This is a genomic window from Aminobacter sp. MDW-2 (genome assembly GCF_014250155.1).
Classification (GTDB): Bacteria; Pseudomonadota; Alphaproteobacteria; order Rhizobiales; family Rhizobiaceae; genus Aminobacter; species Aminobacter ciceronei.
The window spans coordinates 583,409-602,591 of record NZ_CP060197.1 but is presented as its reverse complement, the minus strand read 5'-3'; the positions used below and the strand labels follow the sequence as shown (position 1 = coordinate 602,591).

Genomic DNA, 19,183 nt, shown 5'->3' with positions numbered 1-19,183 from the left:
CTCCTCAGTCGCCGTCGAGCGACGAGAAACCGGCAGTCAGTCCGAGGGCCCCGGAAAGCCTGGTGCCGAACTGCTCCGACAGGCTCGACGTCACCAGCGCGAAATAGCCGAGCTTCTCGCGTTTGGCGGGGTCGGCAAGGGCCGCATCGATCGGGCCGGTGACCGCAGCCGCCGCTGCCTGTGCATTGGCGAATTCGAAGCCGATCGACTCGGCAACCCAGCGCTCGTCGGCCGGCACCAGCTCGCCGAATTTCGAAGCGGCGAAAAGCGCTTCCATGCCCGCGATGTTGCCGGCAAGCGAGGCGCCCGTGCCTTGAGAGCGCCAATAAAGCGCCTGCTTCGGCTTGTCGGACGCGGCATTCTTGCCGAAAAAGCCATTGAGGCGCACGTCGCGCACCAGCTCGAGCCCGTTGACATAGACTTCGAGCAGTTCGGTCAGCGCTTCGGTGTCGTCGCGGTAGAGCGGATTGGCAGCACCCGGGTTCTTCCACTGGCTGGCAAAACCCTTGTCGTCGCGCCATGCGGCGTCGACCTCGGCGGCAATGGCCCCGATGTTGCCTGATATCGCCTGGCCATAGGCGCAGCGATAGGCGGCCGAGGTGCCGGAAAGCTCATCGGCGGCGGTGCCGAACAGCACGAATTCCAACGCGCCGAGCCCCTGCATGGCAACGCTCTTCTGGCCGAGAGTGGCTGCGTCGGTGGCGGTGGCATCCTTGTCGGCAAGGGCCGACTGCACCTGCTTCAGCCCGGTTCCCTTGCGGTCTGGCCAGAACAGCAGGCGCTCCAGCCGGTTCTGCTCGGTGATTGGTCCGAAGCGGATGATCTCGATCTCCGACCAGGTCGCCGTGGTTCTGGCGAATGCCGCGCGCGCTGCAGCAAGCGTGTCGGAAGACGGTTTTGCACAAAGCGTAACCATAGACTTACTGAGATCGGCAGTCGTGCCGACCAGCCGGCCATAGGCCGGGCGGATGAAACCGTCGATGGCGTCAGTGATCACCTTGGCCGACGCCTCGCTGGCGTAAGCGGCGGTCGACGGCACGAACAGGCAAAAAGCGAGGACAGCAGCCAGGGGACGTCCAGCCATCACAGCGACTCCAGGAACTTGATCAACGCATCGCGGTCCTGCGGCGGCAGCGCGGCAAAGTGGTCTCGTGACTTCTGGCCTTCGCCACCATGCCAAAGGATCGCCTCGGCCAGATTGCGGGCCCGACCATCGTGCAGGAAGAAGGTATGGCCGTTGACCGTCTTGGTCAGGCCGATGCCCCACAGCGGCGGCGTGCGCCATTCGTTGCCGCTGGCGTCGCCGACCTGCTGGCCGTCGCCGAGTTCGTCGCCCATGTCGTGCAGCAGGAAGTCGGAATAGGGCCAGATCAGCTGGAATTTCTGCGCCTTGTTGGGCGCATCGCGGCGCGTGACGAATTTCGGCATGTGGCAGGACGCGCAGCCGGCCTCGTAGAACATCTGCTTGCCGCGCAGCACTTGGCGGTCGTCGATGTCGCGCCGAGCCGGGACGGCCAGGTTCTGCGAATAGAAGGTGACCAGATCCATGATCGGGTCGGGGGCTTCGCTGCTGCCGAGCCGCTCCTGCACGCCATTGGGCTTCTCGAGACACGCCGTCTGGGCGTCGGTGCAGTCGCCCCAGTGCCTGGGCACGTCGGGCGTCGAGATGCCGATGTCGCCGGCAAAGGCATCGGCCGATTGCTGGCGGATCGACGGCGCCGACGCCTTCCAGCCGAAGCGGCCGAGCGTCAGCTCGCCTGATTTGTGGTCGCGCACGATGGAGGCCTTGCCCGAAATGCCGTCGCCGTCCTTGTCGTCGGGATCGGCATTGGCAAGGATGTCGGCGGGATGGATCTGCTCGACGAGGCCCAGGCCGATCATCGGCGGCGTGATGCGTGGCGACAATGTCGTCTTCGGGTCCATCGCACCATAGCCGAGGTCGGTCACCGAATAGATCGGCCAGCGCAGCGTCGTCATGGTGTCGGAAAGCTGGACCGGAAACTGCTGGTAGGAAATCACCATCCGGCCTTCGCTCTTGAGGCCGGGCACGGCAAGATCCTGGAACTGGCCGCCATAGGTGGGATCGGGGAAGTTCAGCACCTTGCGCTCGACGATCGCGGTTTTTTCTTCCGCCGTTTCGGCCGTGCGGGCGAGCCTCAGGAACATTGAGGTGGCGTCGGAATTGCCTTCCGGCGGATGGCCGCGGCCGTCCTTGAGGTGGCAGCTCTGGCAGGCGCGGGCGTTGAACAGCGGCCCCAGCCCGTCGGAGGCCTGGGTCGACGACGGCGACGACACCCATAGCTTGCGGAACATGCCGTTGCCGAGCTTGAAGGTGCCTTCTTCCTCGAAGGTGATGTTGGCCGAGGATTGCGAGAACGCATCCTGGTTGACGCGCTTTTCCGAAGTACCGGCTCCGCCCTGCATGCGCTCGAACTGTTCGGGTTTGCTGAAGTCGGTGGTCGGCCGGACGATGTTGTCGACGCGCGCCTTGTCCTTGGGATCGAGGTCGGTGCGTTCGGTGGCCAGGCCGGCGGGGACCGCTTCGCCTGAAATCACCACCGTTGCCGGCAGGGCCGCTATCAGGCCGGCCAACAGCAGGAGGCGAAGCGCTGTCGCGCTCCGCTGTCGTTTTATCTTGTCGTCGGGAAACTTGCCGGTACGTGCGCGGCGCGTGGTCAGAAAAGTGCGCCGCATTCCGGCATGTCCTATTCGGCCTTGTCAGCTGGTTCGGCGTTGAGCTGGCCGTACTTCTCGTCGCCGATCTCGGCGAGCAACTGCAACTGCGTCTCGAGGAAGTCGATGTGACCTTCCTCATCGGCGAGCAGTTCCTCGAAGAGCTTCATCGATACGTAGTCGCCATGCTGCGAGCAGATATCCCGGGATTTTTTGTAGGAAGTGCGGGCGTCATACTCTCCGGCGAGATCGCTCTCGAGCACTTCCTTGAGGTTCTGGCCGATACGCAGCGGCGAGATGGACTGCAGGTTGGGATGACCTTCGAGGAAGATGATGCGCGCGATCAGCTTGTCGGCGTGGTGCATCTCCTCGATCGATTCCTCACGCTCTTTCTTGGCGAGCTTGCCGTAACCCCAGTCTTCAAGCAGGCGGTAATGCACCCAATACTGGTTGACGGCGCCGAGCTCGAGGAAAAGCGCCTCGTTAAGCCGCTCGATGACCTGTTTTTCGCCCTTCATTTGCCTTGCTCCCAAATTGAACGCGCAACTCTCTGACGCGGTCCAGGTGTGAAACGACATCCACCTCGCCCGATTCCGAACGAGCATGATAAGCTTCGGTAATCCGAATTATCGTTTCGACCACATTTGGGAAGCAGCCGCAACAACGTCCGCGCTTCTGCAGCGTATGATAGACCTTCGCGGGCACGATCAGTGTCCACGGGTCCCGATCCAAAAGCTCGACGATTGTGTCTTCGATCTCCTTTTGGGTAATCAGATTGCAATGGCAGATAAGCATGGTTTCGAACGACCGTGGCTGACGGCGCGCTCCCTTTGGCGCGCCGTTTGGCTAGAGAAACTTAGGCGCGGCAAGCCCTCACTGGAAGACCTTGTCAGGCGAATCCAGGCTGTCCGAACCTTCGAATGCGATGGCGTCGAGCTTGAGCGCGGCAACCGCGCGCTCGATCGACTTGGTCTGGTCGACCAGCGCGTCGATGGCCGCCTGCACCGTGGCGTTGCCTTCGGTGTTGCCTTCGCCGATCTGCTGGTCATAGGCCTCGCCGCCGACGGCGCGGGCCTGGATCGCTTCCATCTTGGCGACCGTGGTGTCGAGCTTGCCGCTGAGCTCGGTGTCGAGCCCTGCGTCCGCTTCCTTGACCATGTCGGAGACCGACGGGCCCTCGACGGTCGAGCCGTCGATGCGCTTGTAGCTGCCGTGATAGGCGTTGCGGATGCCGACGGCGTCATAGAGATGCGAGATATGGGTGTTGTCGGAGAAGCAGTCATGCTCCTCTTCCGGATCGTGGAGCAAAAGGCCGAGCTTCATGCGTTCGCCGGCCAATTCGCCGTAGGACAACGAGCCCATGCCGGTCAGGATGGTCGAAATGCCAGCCTTGGCGTCGCCGTCGAGAAGCGCCTTGCGGGCCGCGCCGTCGGCCTTCCAGTTGCCGACCATCTCCTCGAGATCGGCGACGAGCAGGTCGGAAGCGGCGTTCAGATACTGGCCGCGGCGGTCGCAGTTACCGCCGGTGCAATTGGCGGTGTCATAGTCGGTGTAGGGACGGTTGCCGGCGCCGGGTCCGGTGCCGTTCAAATCCTGGCCCCAGAGCAGGAACTCGATGGCATGATAGCCGCTGGCGACGTTGGCCTCGATGCCACCGGCTTCCTGCAGCGTGCCGGCCAGCAACTCGGGCGTGATCTTGGAGGCATCGACCTTCTGGCCGTTGATCTCGATCGACGGGTTGGCGATGACGTTGGCGGTGTAGAGCGAGTTCTCGTCGGACTCGGTGCCATAGCCCTTGTCGACATAGTCGATCAGGCCTTCATCCAGCGGCCATGCGTTGACGCGGCCTTCCCAGTCGTCGACGATCGCGTTGCCGAAGCGGTAGACTTCCGTCTGCTGGTAGGGGATGCGGGCAGCCTTCCAGGCTTCGCGCGCTGCCTTCAGCGTCTCGTCCGACGGCTTGGCGATCAGCGCTTCGATGGCTGTGTCGAGTGCCTTGGCTGATGTCAGCGAGTCTTCGTATTTGGCAAGCGCAATGTCGGAATAGGTGGTGAGAACGGCCTTGGCGTCGGTTGCGGCCTTGGCCGGCAGCACGAAGATCGCGGCGGTCAGCGCGGTCGTCGCGGCAATGGCGGCGAGCCTGCCGTAGTGACGGTTGCGCGAGATGGATGCAGGCATGGTCTCTCCTCAGTGAACCAGTTGGCGCCGGCAAGCGCCTGGAAATCGTGTGCCGTCAGCATTTCTTGCTGGATCGGCGGCATGGCATCGAAAGAAAGCTCAGGGGCGATCCGGCCTCGGATATGCGCGTGGTTCGAGGCCCTGATAGGGCGCAGCGCGACCAAGCTGCAAACAGCCGCGCCATGGCGCGGTTCGACGAAGGCAGGCACCCAGATAGCTCCAATCGAAAGGGTTAAAGGCCCAGACATCAAAGACAGGCGCTGTAAAGCACGACTTCATAAAAGCCGAGCGCCATCAAAAGTCAACGCAATTTCGGCTAAAAGCGTAGCGGTATCAATAGTTTGGAATGATTCTAAACTGTTTCTGTCCAGTTTTTTGCAGAGCTTCTTGAGGCCAAGCTGTTGATTTGTCGAGACATGGCGCGGGACCTGCCGAGCAGCACCCGGCACCCGCTGCGACATCAGGTAGCGCCACGACGCGGGATGATCAGGGGGCCACGCCTGGCACTATCTGGCCCGCCTGTACGATATGAAATCCTGCCTGTCGGCCATGAAATCACGTCATGACCCCTTGCGGCGGGAGCCCCTAGCGGTCATTTCGGTAGAGGTTTCCGGTGTTGCAGAGGCGAGCATGAAGAACGGTGTGGTGATTGTCGGGGCCGGCCATGCCGGCGTGCAGGCTGCAGCCAGCCTTCGCGAGGAGGGCTACGACGGGCCGGTCATTCTGCTCGGCGACGAGAAGGAGCTGCCCTACCACAAGCCGCCGCTGTCCAAGACCTTCATCAAGGATGCTGCCGCCCAACCGCAGCCCTTGCGCGGCGAGGTGTTTTACACCGGTCACACCATCGACTTCCGGCCCGGAACCCTGGTCGAACGCATCGATGCCGCGGCGCGCCGGCTCGAACTCGCCGGCGGCGGTGACCTTGCCTATGACCAGCTGATCCTTGCCACGGGTTCGCGCCCGCGCTTGCTGCCGCTGCCGGGGGCCCATCTTGCAGGCGTGCTGTCGCTTCGCTCTGTGGCCGATGCCCGGCTGATCCGCGAGCAGAGCGCTGCCTGCGAGGAAGTCGTCGTCATCGGCGGAGGCTTCATCGGCCTGGAGATCGCCGCCACGCTCGCCGCCGGCGGCCGCAAGGTGACGGTGATCGAGGCGCTCGACCGCCTGCTCGGCCGCGCCGTGGCACCCCTGATCGCCGAACATGTGCGCCAGCGCCTGACGGCATCGGGTGTCCGCATCCTGCTCAAGACCACCATCGAGCGCATCGAAGGTGAGGACGGCCATGTCGCGAGCGTGCTGACCTCTTCCGGCGAGCATCTGCCGGCGAAGATGGTGATAACAGGCATCGGCGTCGTGCCCAATGTCGAACTGGCCGAGACGGCGGGGCTGGCGATCGCCAACGGCATCCGCATCGACACGGCCATGCGCAGCTCGGTCGAGAACATTCTCGCCATCGGCGACAACGCCAGCTACCGCCATTGGCAGACCGGCAGCGACGTGCGCCTGGAATCGGTGCAGAACGCCACTGACCAGGCCAAGCTCGCCGCCCGCACGGTTCTTGGCCATCCCGGTGACTACGTCGCCGTACCGTGGTTCTGGTCCGACATTGGCGACATGAAGTTGCAGATGGTTGGCCTGACCGCCGGCAGCGACCGCCAGATCCTGTCGGGCGATCCGGCCGAGAACCGCTTCTCGGTGTTCCATTTCATCGGCGACCGCCTTGTCGCCATCGAATCCGTCAATCGTCCCGCCGACCACATGCTCGGCCGCAAGATGCTCGGCCTCGGCTTCTCGCCGACGACGGAGCAGGTGGCGGGTGGGGCCGAGGCGCTCAAGGCTGCACTGGCGGCGCTGCCGGCGGGGTAATCGCTCGAGAACCCCGCTGGCAAGCCAATCGACCCGTGGATTTGAGGACCCGCGCTAGCCTGAGACTGCTGCTGTTGTGGCGGATGTCGGTGCTTGGCTGCCTTGCAGGCGGCGCGCCGGTTCCGTCTGGTGGAGATAGACGGCGAGCGTATCCCATGGCGGCATGATGGACAGCTGCGACAGGATGCGGCCGACCTCGCCGCGGTGATAGCCGCCGTGCAGGATGACATGGCCCAGCATTTCTTCCCGCGACATGTATCCCTTGTCGCCGTCGGTGAACATGAATGCCAACCGCTCGGTCAGTCGGCCTGATGGTACATGCGCGACATAGTCGAGATACCACCGGTCCGAGTCAGTGACGGCCGACCGCAAGTCCGCAAGGGCCGGTGTTTGCGCGACATTGTCCGAGGTGTAACGGTGCGTCTCGCCGCTCAGATGCGCGGCAAAAATCCGGGCGACGACATGGTAATGGCTGATCAGCCGCAACGCCCTGGCCAGCTCCGCCCCCTGCCGCTCCGGGTCGAGTTCCTCGAGCTTGCCGAACAGATCTGCATTGGCCCAGGTGTGATAGCCGAACAAGGTGTGCAGAAGACCGCTCATCGCGAGGCTCCTTTTGTCTGTGTGCAAATGTGAGTAACGTCCTGATGATCGTCCGGAGCAGCCCAAGTGTCTACTCGCATTGCGAAATCGAACTCCCCGATGCGCAAGCTGCCGCGGCAGGGCCGTTCGCAAGCGACCGTCGAGGCGATCATCGAGGCCGGGGCTCACATTCTGGGCGAGAAGGGCTGGGACGACTTCAGCACCAACAAGGTTGCCGAACTGGCGGGTGTGAGCATCGGATCGCTCTACCAGTATTTTCCCGACAAGCAGTCGCTGGTCGAGGCCATTCGGCGCCGCCATCTCGACGATTGCCTTGCCGTCATGCGCGGGTCGCTGCGCGAGGGAAAGGCTGTCGAGCAATTTGCCGAGGATCTCGTGCGCGACATGTTCGCGGCGCACAGCATCAATCCGGGGCTGCATCGCAAGCTTCTCGACGAGGCTCAGAGCTCCGAGAGCATGAGGGATCCCAACAGTGCTTTCGAAGCCGAGTATCTCGGTCACTACACCGCCGCTGTCGCCGCTTATCGGACCTCGCGATCGGGGGCGAATGAGCGGGTTGCCGGCATGGTCCTTTCCGACCTGATGGACGGCGTGGTTCACAACGCCGCCCGTCGCGGCTTGCTCGGCTCCGAGGAGCTGAAACAAGAGCTGATCCGGCTGGTGCGGGCCTATCTCACAGTTGCGGACTGAACGGCGGCTCCGGCACCATTCATGTGATGCCGGAGGAGACCTTTTGCATCGGCAAGCAGCTTATGTCCGCACTTCCCGGATCGACGCCTCCAGAATATCGAGCGCCTCGGTCAGGACGTCGTCCTGGATGGTGATTGGCGCGAGGAAACGGATGACGTTGCCGTGGACGCCGCAGGTGAGCAGGATCAGGCCCTTGTCGAGCGCCTTGAGCCTGACGGCGTTGGCGAAGTCGGCCGAGGGCAGCTTGGTCTTTGCGTCGTTGAACTCGACAGCATTCATGAAGCCGAGACCGCGGATGTCTGATATCTCCGGCACGTCGTCGCGCAAGGATTCCAGCCGCTGCTTGAGCCGCGCGCCGAGCTGATTGGCGCGGTCGCAGAGTTTTTCGTCCTCGATGACGTCGAGCACGGCGTGTGCTGCCGCGACACCGATCGGGCTGCCGCCATAGGTGCCGCCGAGGCCGCCGGGATTGGGCGCGTCCATCAGTTCGGCGCGGCCGGTGACGGCGGCCAGCGGGAAGCCACCGGCGAGGCTTTTCGCCATCGTCATCAGGTCGGGCGCGACGTCATGATGGTCCATGGCGAACATCTTGCCGGTGCGCGCAAAGCCGGTCTGAACCTCGTCGGCGATCAAGAGCATGCCGTGCTGGTCGCAGATCTTGCGCAGCGCCGTCATGAAGTCGCGCGGCACCTCGTAGAAGCCGCCTTCGCCCTGCACCGGCTCGATGATGATGGCCGCCACCCGCGCCGGGTCGACATCTGCCTTGAACAGCCGGTCGAGCGCCGCCAGCGCATCGGCCGTGGTGACGCCATGCAGCGGCACCGGGAAGGGCGCATGGAACACATCGGCCGGCATGGCGCCGAAGCCTGCCTTGTAGGGCTGCACCTTTCCGGTCAGCGCCATGCCCATGAATGTGCGGCCGTGGAAGCCGCCGGCAAAGGCGATGACGGCCTGGCGGCCGGTGGCGTTGCGGGCGATCTTGACGGCGTTCTCGACGGCTTCGGCGCCTGTCGTGACGAAGATCGTGCGCTTGTCGCCCTTCATCGGCGCGATCGCGTTCAGCCTTTCGCCGAGCCTGACATAGCTTTCATAGGGCACGACCTGATGGCAGGTATGGGTGAAGCGGTCGAGCTGTGCCTTGACCGCCTCGATGACGCGCGGGTGGCGATGGCCGGTGTTGACGACGGCGATGCCGGAAGAGAAGTCGATGTAGCGGCGGCCTTCGACATCCCAGATCTCGGAGTTCTCGGCGCGGTCGGCATAGACCTGCGTCGTCATGCCGACGCCGCGGGCAATGGTCTGCATCTTGCGCTGTGAAATTTCGGCGTTTTTCATCGGTGATCCTCCAACCTCGCCGGCACCTTGCAGGCGCCAAACCGGCGTCATATCTGCACCTCTCCCGGTTTTTCACAAGCCGTCACGGTGATCGCAGGCATTGGTCCTCGCCGACGGCAAAAAAAGTTGCCGACGCCTTGTCGGAATTGCACATTCTCGCGCGTCCTAGTCATGAAGGAACTGAAAAGATGCTCTACGCCATCCTTTGCTACAACAACGAAGACGTCGTCTGCGCCTGGTCCAAGGAGCAGGACGACGAGGTGATGGCGCGCCTGCAGGTGGTCACCGGCAAGCTGCGCGACCAGGGCAGGCTGGGGCCGGTGGCCCGGCTGATGCCGACGACGGCTGCCACCACCCTGCGCAAGACCAAGGACGAACCATTGATCATCGACGGGCCCTTTGCCGAAACCAAGGAGCAGTTCCTCGGTTTCTACGTCGTCGATTGCGAGACGCTCGACGACGCCGTGGCCGTGGCCAAGGACCTGGCGGAAGCCAATCCTGGCGGCGGCTCTTACGAACTGCGCCCGATAGGCGCATTTTTCCCCGGAAAAGAGGCAGCATGACCGACCCGGCCTGGATCAACACGGCACTTTCTTCCGCCCGGCCGCAGGCCGTGGCAGCCTTGCTTCGCTATTTCCGCAACCTCGACACGGCGGAAGAAGCGTTCCAGGAGGCCTGCCTGCGCGCCTTGCGCACATGGCCGGAGAAGGGACCGCCGCGTGATCCGGCCGCCTGGCTGATCTTCGTCGGCCGCAATTCCGGCATCGATGCTGCCCGCCGCCAGAGCAAGCAGGCGCCGCTGCCGGCCGAAGAGCTGGTGTCCGACCTCGAGGACGCCGAGGCCGACATCGCCGAACGGCTCGACGGCCAGCACTATCGCGACGACATCCTGCGCCTGCTGTTCATCTGCTGCCATCCCGATCTGCCGGCGACGCAGCAGGTGGCGCTCGCCCTGCGCATCGTTTCCGGCCTGTCGGTCAAGCAGATCGCCCGCGCCTTCCTCGTCGGCGAAAGCGCCATGGAACAACGCATCACCCGCGCCAAGGCGCGCATCGCCAATGCCGACGTGCCGTTCGAGGCGCCTGGCCCGGCGGAGCGCTCGGAGCGCGTCGCGGCCGTACTTGCCATGGTCTATCTCGTCTTCAACGAAGGCTATTCCGCCGGTGCCACCGAGATCGCCAACCGCGCGCCGCTGTGCGAGGAAGCGATCAGGCTGGCGCGGCTGTTGCTGCGCCTGTTCCAGACCGAGCCCGAGGTGATGGGCCTGACCGCGCTGCTTTTGCTCCAGCATGCCCGCGCTGCCGCCCGCTTCAATGCCGAGGGCGAGCTCGTGCTGATGGAGGATCAGGACCGCACGCTGTGGAACAAGGCGCTGATCGACGAAGGCCTGGCGTTGATCGACAAGGCGATGCGCCACCGTCGACCCGGCCCCTACCAGATCCAGTCGGCGATCGCAGCACTCCATGCCCGCGCCGCCCGGCCCGAGGATACCGACTGGGCCGAGATCGACCTGCTTTATTCGGTGCTGGAATCGATGACGCCGTCGCCAGTCGTCACGCTCAATCGCGCGGTTGCTTTTGCCAAGCTGCGCGGACCTGAGGCGGCGCTGAAGCTGATCGAGCCGCTGGCGCCGAAGCTGTCGGGCTACTTCCACTTCTTCGGTGTGAGGGGTGGGTTGCTGATGCAGCTCGGCCGCACCGACGAAGCGCGCGAAGCCTTCGACAGGGCGATCGCACTGGCCAACACCGCAGCTGAAGCCGCCCACATCCGCATGCATCTCGATCGGCTCTCAGTGCCGTCGCCGGCAGCGAAGCCGAAGGCCAAGGCGCCAAGCCGTCAGCTGCATTAGTCGCGCGGGTCCAAGTATCCACGCGGCGATGTCGATGCCGCGCGCCAGCACCCTCAGCCCATCACAGCAGACAACCTTCTCCCCCGTTACGGGGAGAAGGTTGCGTCAGATTCGGCTAAGACCCGCGCAGCCAGTACGGGAAGTGCCTGTCTTCCCCCTGCTCGGGAGACGGAGGCAGCGGCGTCTTCTTGTCGGCCGGAACGTCCACGACCTTGCGATAGAGGTGCCAGGTCGCATGACCGAGCACCGGAATGACGACGGCGAGGCCAGCCAGGAACGGCAGCGACCCGATCAGCAGCGCGACGGCGACGATCAGGCCCCACAGAAGCATTGGCACTGGATTGTCCCGCACCGCCCGTGCCGACGTCTCGATCGCGGCATAGGCACCGACATCGGCGTCGAGCAGCAGCGGAAAGGCGACGACGGTGGTGCAGAGCACGACCAGGGCGAACAGGAAGCCGATCAGATTGCCGAGGAGAATCAGCGTCCAGCCGCGCTGGGTGGTGAAGAGATCGCTGAAGAACGCTGCCATCGACAGCGGGGCGTCGGCTCCGTAAAGCCAGCTGTAGAGCGCCTGCGCGACAAAAAGCCAGGCGACGAACAGCGCGAGCAGCATGATGCCGATGGCCACCATTGCCGGGATGGCCGGCGAATGCCTGACATCGAAGGCATGCCTCCAGGATGTGTCGAGGCCCTGCTCACGCCTTCGGCTGATCTCGTAGAGGCCGATGCCGAAGAAGGGACCCAGTAAGGCAAAGCCGGACATCAGCGGGAAAATGAGCTGCAGGGCGTTGCCGCCCGACGTCCATGTGATCAGGAACACCCCGACGATCGGGTAGATCAGGCACAGGAAAACGTAATGCGACGGCTTGTCCCAAAAGTCGTCCAAGCCACGTCGCAGCGCGTCGAACACATCAGCGACCGTTATCCGCCGGATGGCGGGATGCTCGATCGTATTGGTGGCGCCTGCGTACACATGGAAACTTGCCATGACCACTCCTCCGTTGGGGTGGGTCGCGGCCTGCGCTTGGCATGAGTGGTCACGCCAAACCGCGACCTTCACCTGGACAAATCATAGCGTGCTTCGAGAGATTTGACGACCCTGCGCGACCGTGCAGCTGATGGCTCACGCAAAGGTCATCGAACAAGGTGGCTTTGCCCGCCGCCGAAGCGGTCCAGGCAGAGTGCGTGGAGGCGTTCTGGCGTCAGCTGCAATAGCGGCGCGGAAAGGTCGAGATCGCCCGCGCGGCGATGTCGGTGCCGCGCGCCAGAGCTTCGGCAAGCGTCCGGCCCTTGGCGAGCGCCGCGAGGAAGGCAGCGTTGAAGGTGTCGCCGGCGCCGACGGTGTCGATCACCTGGACCTTCGGCGATGCGGCGTGGAAATGTGCCCCGTCGGCATAGGCATGCGCGCCTTCGGCTCCGTCCTTGATGACGAGCGTATGCGAAGGGCCGATACGCCCGGCCAGAAGCTCGGCCGCGCCTTCGAGATCGTCCATGCCGGCAAGCCCCTTGGCTTCCTCGGCATTGATCAGCGACACGTCGGCAGCGGCAATCCATTCGCCCAGACGCTGCATGTTGGTCGCGCTCCAGCCGGCGGGTGGCCAGCCCGGATCGATCGCCGTGCGCCAGCCTCTGGCCGCAAGCGCCGCCAGAAGCTTGATGGTGCCTGCCTCGATGGCGGGCATCAGGAAGCCGCCCGAGATCAACGCGAAGGCGTTTTCGCCTGGCGCCCCGGGCAGGCGTTCAATAAGGTCGTCGAGGCTGGCGCGCTGCAAATGTCCGGGCGTGGTGAAAAACACTCGGTCGCCACCCTTGTGGACGATGCCGACGGTGAGCGTCGTCTCGCAGGGTTCGACGATCCATTCGGTCGATGGCTGGTCGAACTGGCCGCTCAGCCACGCGCCGTTCGAGTCGTTGCCGACCGAGGCGATCATGCGGTGTGCGACCTGCATGCCTGACAGCGCCAGCGCGGTGTTGCCGGCCGAGCCGCCCGGCCGCATCTCCGAGCGGTCGACCATCACTTCGGTGCCGACGGCAGGCCAGCCGTCGACCTCGCCGAGCACGAGGTCGACATTGACATTGCCGAGAACCAGCAGCGGCGGAACGGTCATGGGATGGCCTGTGATGCAAGAGAGCGGCCACACACATGGCCCGGCCGCCGAATGGTCTGGTCAGGCACCAATGCGGGCCACGACCGGGACATAGTTTTCGAGTTCCGGAGCCGGGAAGCTGACCGAACCGGAAATCTCCGCCGAGCGGTAGAGCCCCATCAGGATCTCGACCACGGCGAGCCCGTCATGGAAGGTTTCCATCGGCGTCTCGCCCTTGCGGAAGCACTCGACCATGTGTCGGTTCTCGTCGGTGTAGCCATAGACGCCCGCTTCGTCTTCCAGCACCGGCATCAGACCCTGTTCGGCATTCTGCTTCTCGACAAGGTCCTCGCCTTCTTCGCCCTTGACCTCCCGCGACATGAATATCTTGAGGCCGGTGTTGAGCGAGTTGAACTCCATCGCATATTCCGGCCCGAGCAGTTCGAGCTGGATCCGCAGGCCGGCACCGACATAGGCCCAGGAGGTCGTCGCCTCGATCACCAGCTCGTTGCCGTCCTCGTCCTCGAGCAGGATGGTGCCGCGGGCGAAATCTTCGGACGGGCGGTTGCGGTAGTCCACCTCGCTGCCGAAGCGCTTGCGCAGCTGGTCGGCATAGTTGGGTCGCGTCCATTTGAGATTGGCGACGGTGCCGCTCACCTGCTTGATGGTCAGCGACTTGCGCGGGGCACCCGGCTTGGTCAGCAGATGGCGGGCGACCTCGACACTGTGGCACATCATGTCGGACAGCACGCCGCCGCCCTGCTTGTCGCCCTGCCAGAACCACGGCTCGTGCGGACCGGAATGCTCTTCGGCCGCGCGTGCCAGATAGGGCCGACCGGTGGCCGAGGCGGCGCGGCGCCAGATAATGTCCTTGCCGCGGATGACCGGCGTGCAGAACACCTGATTTTCAAGATAGCCGTGATTGAGGCCGGCGTCCTCAGCCAGGCGCAGCATCTCGCGCGCCTCGGCGATGGTCCGCGCCAGCGGCTTTTCGCAGGCAACCGCAATCACCTTGCTGCGGCCGGCCTTCACCTCGGCATGCAATGTGCGCATCACGTCGAGGCGGGTGTAGTTGGGCGACAGGATCCAGATCGCGTCGACATTGTCGGCGTTGACGAGCGATTCCAGGCTATCGTGGCTGGTGCAGTCGCCCAAGCCGAGTTCGGCAACGCGGCTGGCGAAGCGGGCGCGGTTCTCGGCCTTGCGGCTGAACACGCCGGTGACATCGACATTGCGCACGCCGAGCATGCCCTTGAGGTGGAATTCCGCGATGAAGCCGCTTCCGACGAAGCCGACGCGCAGCCGCTGTTTGGGCAATCCGGTCATGTGAGGTCCCCTAGACTGAAATCATTTCGGCGCCGGCGCCGTGGTGCCGCGGACCTTGAGCGTTGTCGGCAGCATCACCGGCTTGCGCGGCGTGGCACCGCCCGACAGCAGGTCGAGCAGCATGGTCATGGCGGCGCGGCCGATGTCGGTGCGCGGCTGGCTGACTGTCGTCAGCGGCGGATAGAAGGCTTCGCTCAGGAACAGGTCGTCGAAGCCGACGACCGAGACCTGGCCGGGCACGTCGAGGCCGAGCTTGCGCAATTCGTGGATCACGCCGAAGGCCATTTCGTCGTTGGCGACGAAGATCGCCGTTGGCGGCTCGGGCAGTTCGAACAGCGCCCGGCACAGGCGCTGGCCGGTGTGCAGCAGATAGTCGCCGCGCTGCTCGTAGCCGTCCGGGATGGCGAGGCCTGCGGCCTGCATTGCGGCGCGATAGCCGTCGCGGCGGTCGACGCTCATGATCTCCGGCACCGGGCCGGAGACATGGGCAATGCGCCTGTGGCCAAGGCCGATCAGATGCTCGACGGCGTTGCGGGCGGCCGCCGCGTTGTCGATCATCACATGCGGGAAGGCGGCGTCCTGGATTTCCTCCAGCGCCACCACGATCGGCGCGCCGCCTTCGACCGAGGCGACAAAACCCTCGCGCCGGGGCAGCTTGCCGGTCATCAGGATCATGCCGTCGGCATGGCCGTCGCGCAGCATGTCGAAATACTCGATTTCGCGGTCGGAGTCGTTTTCGGTGTTGCCCATCAGTACCGAATAGCCGGCGGCGCGGGCGGTCGCTTCGACACCCTTGAGGATCTCGAGGTAGAACGGGTTGCCCACGTCGCGTACCACCATCAGCACCGCCATCGCCTTCTGCGTGCGCAGGTTGCGGGCGCTGACATTGGGCCGGTAATTCATCTCGCGCGCCATGTCGCGAATGCGGCTCAGCGTCGGCTCGGCGACGAGGCCGCTGTCGGAAAGCGCGCGCGACACGGTGGCTGCGGAAACGCCCAGCCGCTCGGCGATGTCCTTGATCTTGGGTCGCTCGTTCATGCGCGCATCGCTCTGCCACGGCCGTAGAAGAGCATCAGGATCAGCAAGGTCGCGCCGAACACCATCTGCCGCCCGGATTCATCGATATGCACTGTCGTCAGGATGCTCTGGAGAACGACCAGCAGCACGGCGCCCGCCATCGTGCCCGTGTAGCCGCCCTTGCCGCCCGACAGCGGTGTGCCGCCGAACACCACCGCAATGATCGAAGGCAGCATGTACTGCTCGCCGACATTGGCGAAGGACGAGCCGGAATAGCCGATCAGGCACATGCCGGCGACCGCGGCGAAGGCGCCCGACAGCATGAACAGGGCGATGCGGGTGCGCTTCACCGGGACGCCGGCCATGAAGGCCGCCTGCTCGTTCGAGCCGATGGCGTAGATACGGTGGCCGAACACGGTGCGGCCGAGCATGAAGGCCATCAGCAGGCTGATCGCCACCCACAGCCAGATGATACCGGGCAGGCCGAAGAGGAAAGGCTGGGTGACGAACTGCGACAGACCGGGCGCGGCGCGTCCCGAGGGGATGCCGTTGCGGATGACGACGAGAAGACCTTGCAGCACGCCGAGCATGCCGAGCGTCATGACCAGCGGCGGGATGCGCAGCAGCGTCACGCCGAGGCCGTTGAACAGGCCGATCACTGCACCCGCGGCGATGCAGCCGAGGATCGCCGGCAGGATGCCGCTATCCGCACCGTTCATCAGATTGCCGCCGATGATGGCGCTGAGCGAGACGACGCCGCCGACCGACAGGTCGATGCCTTCGCGGCCGCCAAGGATGACCAGGTTCTGGCCGGCGGCGACGATGCCGAGCAGGGCGGCGACGATGAGCAGGCGCAGGATCTGCTGACCCGAGGCGAAGCCGGGCGACAGCGCCTCGCCGAGCAGCAAGAGCGCGGCGATGAGGGTCAGCGCCACGACAAGCGGCTGCTTGAGGAAGGTCAGCACCGGCGAGGGGGCTGCCGCTGGCGTTTGGGTTGCTGCGGTCATGCGCGTGCCCTCCGTCCGACAAGGATGCCCGCCATCAGGGCGACGAGAATGGCGAGGCCCTGGACCAGGTTCTGCCATTCCGACGGCGTGCCGACGAAGAACACCAGCGAGTTGATCAGCCCGATGATCAGCGCACCGATGATCGAGCCGACGACGGTGCCGAAACCGCCCGACAGCGCGCTGCCGCCTAGCACCACCGCCGCCACAGAGAACAAGGTCATCTTGCCGCCGACAAGTGGGTCGCCGCTGGCCGTGTCGCCGGTGATACAGAAGGCGGCGAGCGCCGCAAACAGGCCGCAGAGCGCGTAGCCCTGGACGCGGGTCTTCGTCACCGGCAGGCCGCTCTGGTAGGCAGCCTGCGCATCGTCGCCGACCGCGAGCAACTGCGTTGCGAGCCTTGTGCGGGCAAGCACGTAGAGCACGATCGCCAGCAGAGCCACGGCGAAATAGACAAACGGAATCTCAAAGAAGCGTCCGCCATAGGTACGCCAGAAGGCGGCGGGCGCCGGCGTGCCGGCCACCGGCATGACGTAGAGCGCCAGCCCGGTGAAGAAGATCGAGGTGGCGAAGGTGGCGACGATCGCCTGCAGCCGGAGCGCCGCAACCACGATGCCATTGATAATGCCACAGGCGAGGCCAACGAAGAGCCCGATGCCGAGCGCTGCAACCACCGAGAAGCCGCTGCCGCCCAGCTTCTCCATCGTCACCACGATGACGACATTGACCAAAGAGACGATGGCGCCTGCCGACAGGTCGATGTCGCCGGCATAGACGACATAGGTCTGGGCGATGGCGAGCATCATCAGCGCCAGATAGGTCTTGGTCAGGCCGGTGATGCCGGCAAAGCTTACGCTGCGCGGCTGGTAGAGGCCGTTGAGCGCAAGCAAGACGATGGCGATGACCAGCGCCGGCAGGAACGGATGGCGCTCGACGAGGCGCTTCAATCCGCCCGGCTTGCTGGAGGGAAGGGACGCGGCTGTCATCACGCGGCCTCGTAAGCTGCCTGGTAGAGATTGTAGCGCGTTCTCTCGGCGCCGGTGAGTTCGCGGCGCACCGCACCGCCGTTGAAGACGAGGATGCGGTCGGCATTGTTGAGCAGCTCGGCATCCTCCGAGGAATAGAGCACGATGCCCATGCCCTCGGCGGCGAGCTGGCGGATCAGCGCGAACAGATCTGCCTTAGCCGACAGGTCGATACCCTTGGTCGGATCATCGAGCAACAGCACGTCGGGCCGGTCGATCAGCCAACGGGCGATGACGATCTTCTGCTGGTTGCCGCCCGACAGCGAATTGATCGAGTAGCCGAGCCCGGCAAATTTGGTGTGCAGCGCCTCGAGCGCCGGCTTGACCCGCTCGGCCAATGCCGAGGGTCGGGCGAGGAACAGCTTCTGGCGGAGATAATGGATCGGCGTGACGTTTTCGAGGATCGGCCGGCCCTGGATCACGCCATCGCGGCTGCGGTCGCCGGAGACATAGGCGAGGCCGCGTCGGATCGCCGCGCGTGGGTCAGATGGCGTAAAAGTCGAACCCGCCAATGTGAGCGTGCCGCCATTCGAGGGAGTGGCGCCGAAGATGGCGCGCAGCACCGCCGACTGGCCCTGGCCATGCAGGCCGCCGAAACCAAGAATCTCACCTTTGGCGACCTCGAAGCCGACATTGGCGAAACCCTTGCCGAAGAAACGGGAGACCGTCAGCACCGGTGCCTTGCGATCGGCGGCCTCGGCCGGCGGTGCGCTGGCGCCGGGCGCCAGCTCGTCCTGGCCGCCGACCATCAGCCTGATGACCTCGCCGGGATTGGTGTCGGCGATGTTCTTGGTGCCGACCGTCTCGCCGTCGCGGATGACGGTGACGCGGTCACCGATGGCGAAGATCTCATCCATGCGGTGCGAGATGAAGATGATGCTGCGGCCCGCGGCCTTGAGGTCGCGCAGGATGTCGAAGAAGCGGTCGACCTGGGCCCGGTCGAGTGCCGATGTCGGTTCGTCGAAGATGGTGATGGGTGCTTCGGTCGCCAGCGCCTTCATGATCTCGACCAATTGGCGCTGGTCGGCGCGCAGGTTCTCGACCACTGCCTCGGCCGAGAAGCCTTCGCCGGAAACGGTGTCGAACAAAGCGATGTAACGCTGTGCCCGGCTCTCCAGGGCTGCGCGGTCGACGAAGATGCCGCCCGGCATGTCGGGCAGGCAGATGTTTTCTGCAACTGTCCGATGTCCGGCCAGGCTGAGCTCCTGGTAGAAGATGCCGATGCCTGATGCGCGTGCGGAATGCGGGCCGGTGATGGTGACCGGCTTGTTGTCGATCAGGATCTCGCCGCCGTCCGGCCGCACGCTGCCGGCCAGCACCTTGCACAAGGTGCTCTTGCCCGAACCGTTCGAGCCGATCAGCACATGCACTTCGCCTGCCTCGACCGTTAGGTCGCCGCGGCGCAAGGCCAAGGTAGCGCCGTAAGCCTTGCTTACGCCGCGCATGATGAGTTTCGACATGGTGGTGGCTTCCCGGTGCTTCGTCGGTCGCGGGGACGCGGGCCTGTGTTCAGGTGCCGCGTCCCCCGTCTTG

At 64.7% G+C, this 19,183-nt stretch carries 19 protein-coding genes; 4 read left to right on the top strand and 15 right to left on the bottom strand.

The window, feature by feature from the left end; genetic code table 11:
- Positions 1–4: 4 nt before the first annotated feature.
- From H5P29_RS02975 to H5P29_RS02950, 6 genes are all read right to left on the bottom strand, one after another.
- Positions 5–1,084, bottom strand: a complete 1,080-nt coding sequence (locus tag H5P29_RS02975; protein WP_067955324.1) for an imelysin family protein — start codon at positions 1,082–1,084, stop codon at positions 5–7.
- The gene (locus tag H5P29_RS02970) at positions 1,084–2,694 is read right to left on the bottom strand and encodes a di-heme oxidoredictase family protein (protein ID WP_154385890.1); all 1,611 of its coding nucleotides are present in this window, start codon (positions 2,692–2,694) and stop codon (positions 1,084–1,086) included. The genes H5P29_RS02975 and H5P29_RS02970 overlap by 1 nt, the downstream gene beginning before the upstream one ends.
- 11 nt (positions 2,695–2,705) lie before the next feature.
- On the bottom strand, positions 2,706–3,191 hold the full coding sequence (gene bfr / locus H5P29_RS02965; RefSeq protein ID WP_154385891.1) for a bacterioferritin: 486 nt from the start codon (positions 3,189–3,191) through the stop codon (positions 2,706–2,708).
- Positions 3,157–3,468 carry a (2Fe-2S)-binding protein gene (locus H5P29_RS02960; protein ID WP_083948303.1) on the bottom strand — a complete coding sequence of 104 codons (312 nt, stop codon included), beginning with the start codon at positions 3,466–3,468 and terminating at the stop codon, positions 3,157–3,159. Before H5P29_RS02960 ends, bfr begins: the two co-directional genes overlap by 35 nt.
- A 78-nt stretch (positions 3,469–3,546) precedes the next feature.
- Positions 3,547–4,851: an imelysin family protein gene (locus H5P29_RS02955; RefSeq protein WP_067955320.1), complete on the bottom strand. Its 1,305-nt coding sequence runs from the start codon at positions 4,849–4,851 to the stop codon at positions 3,547–3,549.
- A gap of 275 nt (positions 4,852–5,126) precedes the next feature.
- Positions 5,127–5,312: a hypothetical protein gene (locus H5P29_RS02950; protein WP_154385892.1), complete on the bottom strand. Its 186-nt coding sequence runs from the start codon at positions 5,310–5,312 to the stop codon at positions 5,127–5,129.
- Between the two features lie 169 nt (positions 5,313–5,481).
- Between H5P29_RS02950 and H5P29_RS02945 the strand changes: the two genes are divergently transcribed.
- Positions 5,482–6,714 (top strand): NAD(P)/FAD-dependent oxidoreductase, encoded by a 1,233-nt coding sequence (locus tag H5P29_RS02945; protein ID WP_067955317.1) that lies wholly within the window; start codon positions 5,482–5,484, stop codon positions 6,712–6,714.
- A gap of 54 nt (positions 6,715–6,768) precedes the next feature.
- Here H5P29_RS02945 and H5P29_RS02940 read toward each other — a convergent pair whose 3' ends face one another.
- On the bottom strand, positions 6,769–7,314 hold the full coding sequence (locus H5P29_RS02940) for a DinB family protein (protein ID WP_067955315.1): 546 nt from the start codon (positions 7,312–7,314) through the stop codon (positions 6,769–6,771).
- Between the two features lie 66 nt (positions 7,315–7,380).
- On the opposite strand from H5P29_RS02940, the gene H5P29_RS02935 reads away from it, so the two are divergent.
- Positions 7,381–8,004 (top strand): TetR/AcrR family transcriptional regulator, encoded by a 624-nt coding sequence (locus tag H5P29_RS02935; RefSeq protein WP_312870997.1) that lies wholly within the window; start codon positions 7,381–7,383, stop codon positions 8,002–8,004.
- Between the two features lie 60 nt (positions 8,005–8,064).
- Here H5P29_RS02935 and H5P29_RS02930 read toward each other — a convergent pair whose 3' ends face one another.
- Positions 8,065–9,339 carry a 4-aminobutyrate--2-oxoglutarate transaminase gene (locus tag H5P29_RS02930; protein ID WP_067965823.1) on the bottom strand — a complete coding sequence of 425 codons (1,275 nt, stop codon included), beginning with the start codon at positions 9,337–9,339 and terminating at the stop codon, positions 8,065–8,067.
- 188 nt (positions 9,340–9,527) lie between these two features.
- On the opposite strand from H5P29_RS02930, the gene H5P29_RS02925 reads away from it, so the two are divergent.
- Entirely contained in the window at positions 9,528–9,902 is a 375-nt protein-coding gene (locus H5P29_RS02925; protein ID WP_067955311.1) for a YciI family protein, read from the top strand.
- Complete coding sequence (locus H5P29_RS02920; RefSeq protein ID WP_067955310.1) at positions 9,899–11,188, top strand: RNA polymerase sigma factor; 1,290 nt, start codon at positions 9,899–9,901, stop codon at positions 11,186–11,188. Before H5P29_RS02925 ends, H5P29_RS02920 begins: the two co-directional genes overlap by 4 nt.
- Positions 11,189–11,303: 115 nt before the next feature.
- On the opposite strand, the gene H5P29_RS02915 is transcribed toward H5P29_RS02920, so the two are convergent.
- The 7 genes from H5P29_RS02915 to H5P29_RS02885 all read right to left on the bottom strand — a co-directional run bounded on the left by H5P29_RS02915 (position 11,304) and on the right by H5P29_RS02885 (position 19,110).
- Positions 11,304–12,179: a DUF2189 domain-containing protein gene (locus tag H5P29_RS02915; protein ID WP_067955308.1), complete on the bottom strand. Its 876-nt coding sequence runs from the start codon at positions 12,177–12,179 to the stop codon at positions 11,304–11,306.
- A gap of 214 nt (positions 12,180–12,393) precedes the next feature.
- Positions 12,394–13,299 (bottom strand): carbohydrate kinase family protein, encoded by a 906-nt coding sequence (locus tag H5P29_RS02910; protein WP_154385893.1) that lies wholly within the window; start codon positions 13,297–13,299, stop codon positions 12,394–12,396.
- A gap of 60 nt (positions 13,300–13,359) precedes the next feature.
- Complete coding sequence (locus H5P29_RS02905) at positions 13,360–14,604, bottom strand: Gfo/Idh/MocA family protein (protein ID WP_067955306.1); 1,245 nt, start codon at positions 14,602–14,604, stop codon at positions 13,360–13,362.
- 21 nt (positions 14,605–14,625) lie between these two features.
- The gene (locus H5P29_RS02900; protein WP_067955304.1) at positions 14,626–15,642 is read right to left on the bottom strand and encodes a LacI family DNA-binding transcriptional regulator; all 1,017 of its coding nucleotides are present in this window, start codon (positions 15,640–15,642) and stop codon (positions 14,626–14,628) included.
- Positions 15,639–16,628 (bottom strand): ABC transporter permease, encoded by a 990-nt coding sequence (locus H5P29_RS02895; RefSeq protein WP_154385894.1) that lies wholly within the window; start codon positions 16,626–16,628, stop codon positions 15,639–15,641. The genes H5P29_RS02900 and H5P29_RS02895 overlap by 4 nt, the downstream gene beginning before the upstream one ends.
- Positions 16,625–17,611, bottom strand: a complete 987-nt coding sequence (locus tag H5P29_RS02890; RefSeq protein ID WP_067955300.1) for an ABC transporter permease — start codon at positions 17,609–17,611, stop codon at positions 16,625–16,627. Before H5P29_RS02890 ends, H5P29_RS02895 begins: the two co-directional genes overlap by 4 nt.
- Positions 17,611–19,110 carry a sugar ABC transporter ATP-binding protein gene (locus H5P29_RS02885; RefSeq protein WP_067955297.1) on the bottom strand — a complete coding sequence of 500 codons (1,500 nt, stop codon included), beginning with the start codon at positions 19,108–19,110 and terminating at the stop codon, positions 17,611–17,613. The genes H5P29_RS02890 and H5P29_RS02885 overlap by 1 nt, the downstream gene beginning before the upstream one ends.
- Positions 19,111–19,183: the final 73 nt, after the last annotated feature.

Bases quoted from the DNA above. Each gene is read 5' to 3' on its own strand.
- H5P29_RS02975 (WP_067955324.1), bottom strand. From the start codon at position 1,084: ATGGCTGGACGTCCCCTGGCTGCTGTCCTCGCTTTTTGCCTGTTCGTG.
- H5P29_RS02970 (WP_154385890.1), bottom strand. From the start codon at position 2,694: ATGCGGCGCACTTTTCTGACCACGCGCCGCGCACGTACCGGCAAGTTT.
- bfr (WP_154385891.1), bottom strand. From the start codon at position 3,191: ATGAAGGGCGAAAAACAGGTCATCGAGCGGCTTAACGAGGCGCTTTTC.
- H5P29_RS02960 (WP_083948303.1), bottom strand. From the start codon at position 3,468: ATGCTTATCTGCCATTGCAATCTGATTACCCAAAAGGAGATCGAAGAC.
- H5P29_RS02955 (WP_067955320.1), bottom strand. From the start codon at position 4,851: ATGCCTGCATCCATCTCGCGCAACCGTCACTACGGCAGGCTCGCCGCC.
- H5P29_RS02950 (WP_154385892.1), bottom strand. From the start codon at position 5,312: ATGTCGCAGCGGGTGCCGGGTGCTGCTCGGCAGGTCCCGCGCCATGTC.
- H5P29_RS02945 (WP_067955317.1), top strand. From the start codon at position 5,482: ATGAAGAACGGTGTGGTGATTGTCGGGGCCGGCCATGCCGGCGTGCAG.
- H5P29_RS02940 (WP_067955315.1), bottom strand. From the start codon at position 7,314: ATGAGCGGTCTTCTGCACACCTTGTTCGGCTATCACACCTGGGCCAAT.
- H5P29_RS02930 (WP_067965823.1), bottom strand. From the start codon at position 9,339: ATGAAAAACGCCGAAATTTCACAGCGCAAGATGCAGACCATTGCCCGC.
- H5P29_RS02925 (WP_067955311.1), top strand. From the start codon at position 9,528: ATGCTCTACGCCATCCTTTGCTACAACAACGAAGACGTCGTCTGCGCC.
- H5P29_RS02920 (WP_067955310.1), top strand. From the start codon at position 9,899: ATGACCGACCCGGCCTGGATCAACACGGCACTTTCTTCCGCCCGGCCG.
- H5P29_RS02915 (WP_067955308.1), bottom strand. From the start codon at position 12,179: ATGGCAAGTTTCCATGTGTACGCAGGCGCCACCAATACGATCGAGCAT.
- H5P29_RS02910 (WP_154385893.1), bottom strand. From the start codon at position 13,299: ATGACCGTTCCGCCGCTGCTGGTTCTCGGCAATGTCAATGTCGACCTC.
- H5P29_RS02905 (WP_067955306.1), bottom strand. From the start codon at position 14,604: ATGACCGGATTGCCCAAACAGCGGCTGCGCGTCGGCTTCGTCGGAAGC.
- H5P29_RS02900 (WP_067955304.1), bottom strand. From the start codon at position 15,642: ATGAACGAGCGACCCAAGATCAAGGACATCGCCGAGCGGCTGGGCGTT.
- H5P29_RS02895 (WP_154385894.1), bottom strand. From the start codon at position 16,628: ATGACCGCAGCAACCCAAACGCCAGCGGCAGCCCCCTCGCCGGTGCTG.
- H5P29_RS02890 (WP_067955300.1), bottom strand. From the start codon at position 17,611: ATGACAGCCGCGTCCCTTCCCTCCAGCAAGCCGGGCGGATTGAAGCGC.
- H5P29_RS02885 (WP_067955297.1), bottom strand. From the start codon at position 19,110: ATGTCGAAACTCATCATGCGCGGCGTAAGCAAGGCTTACGGCGCTACC.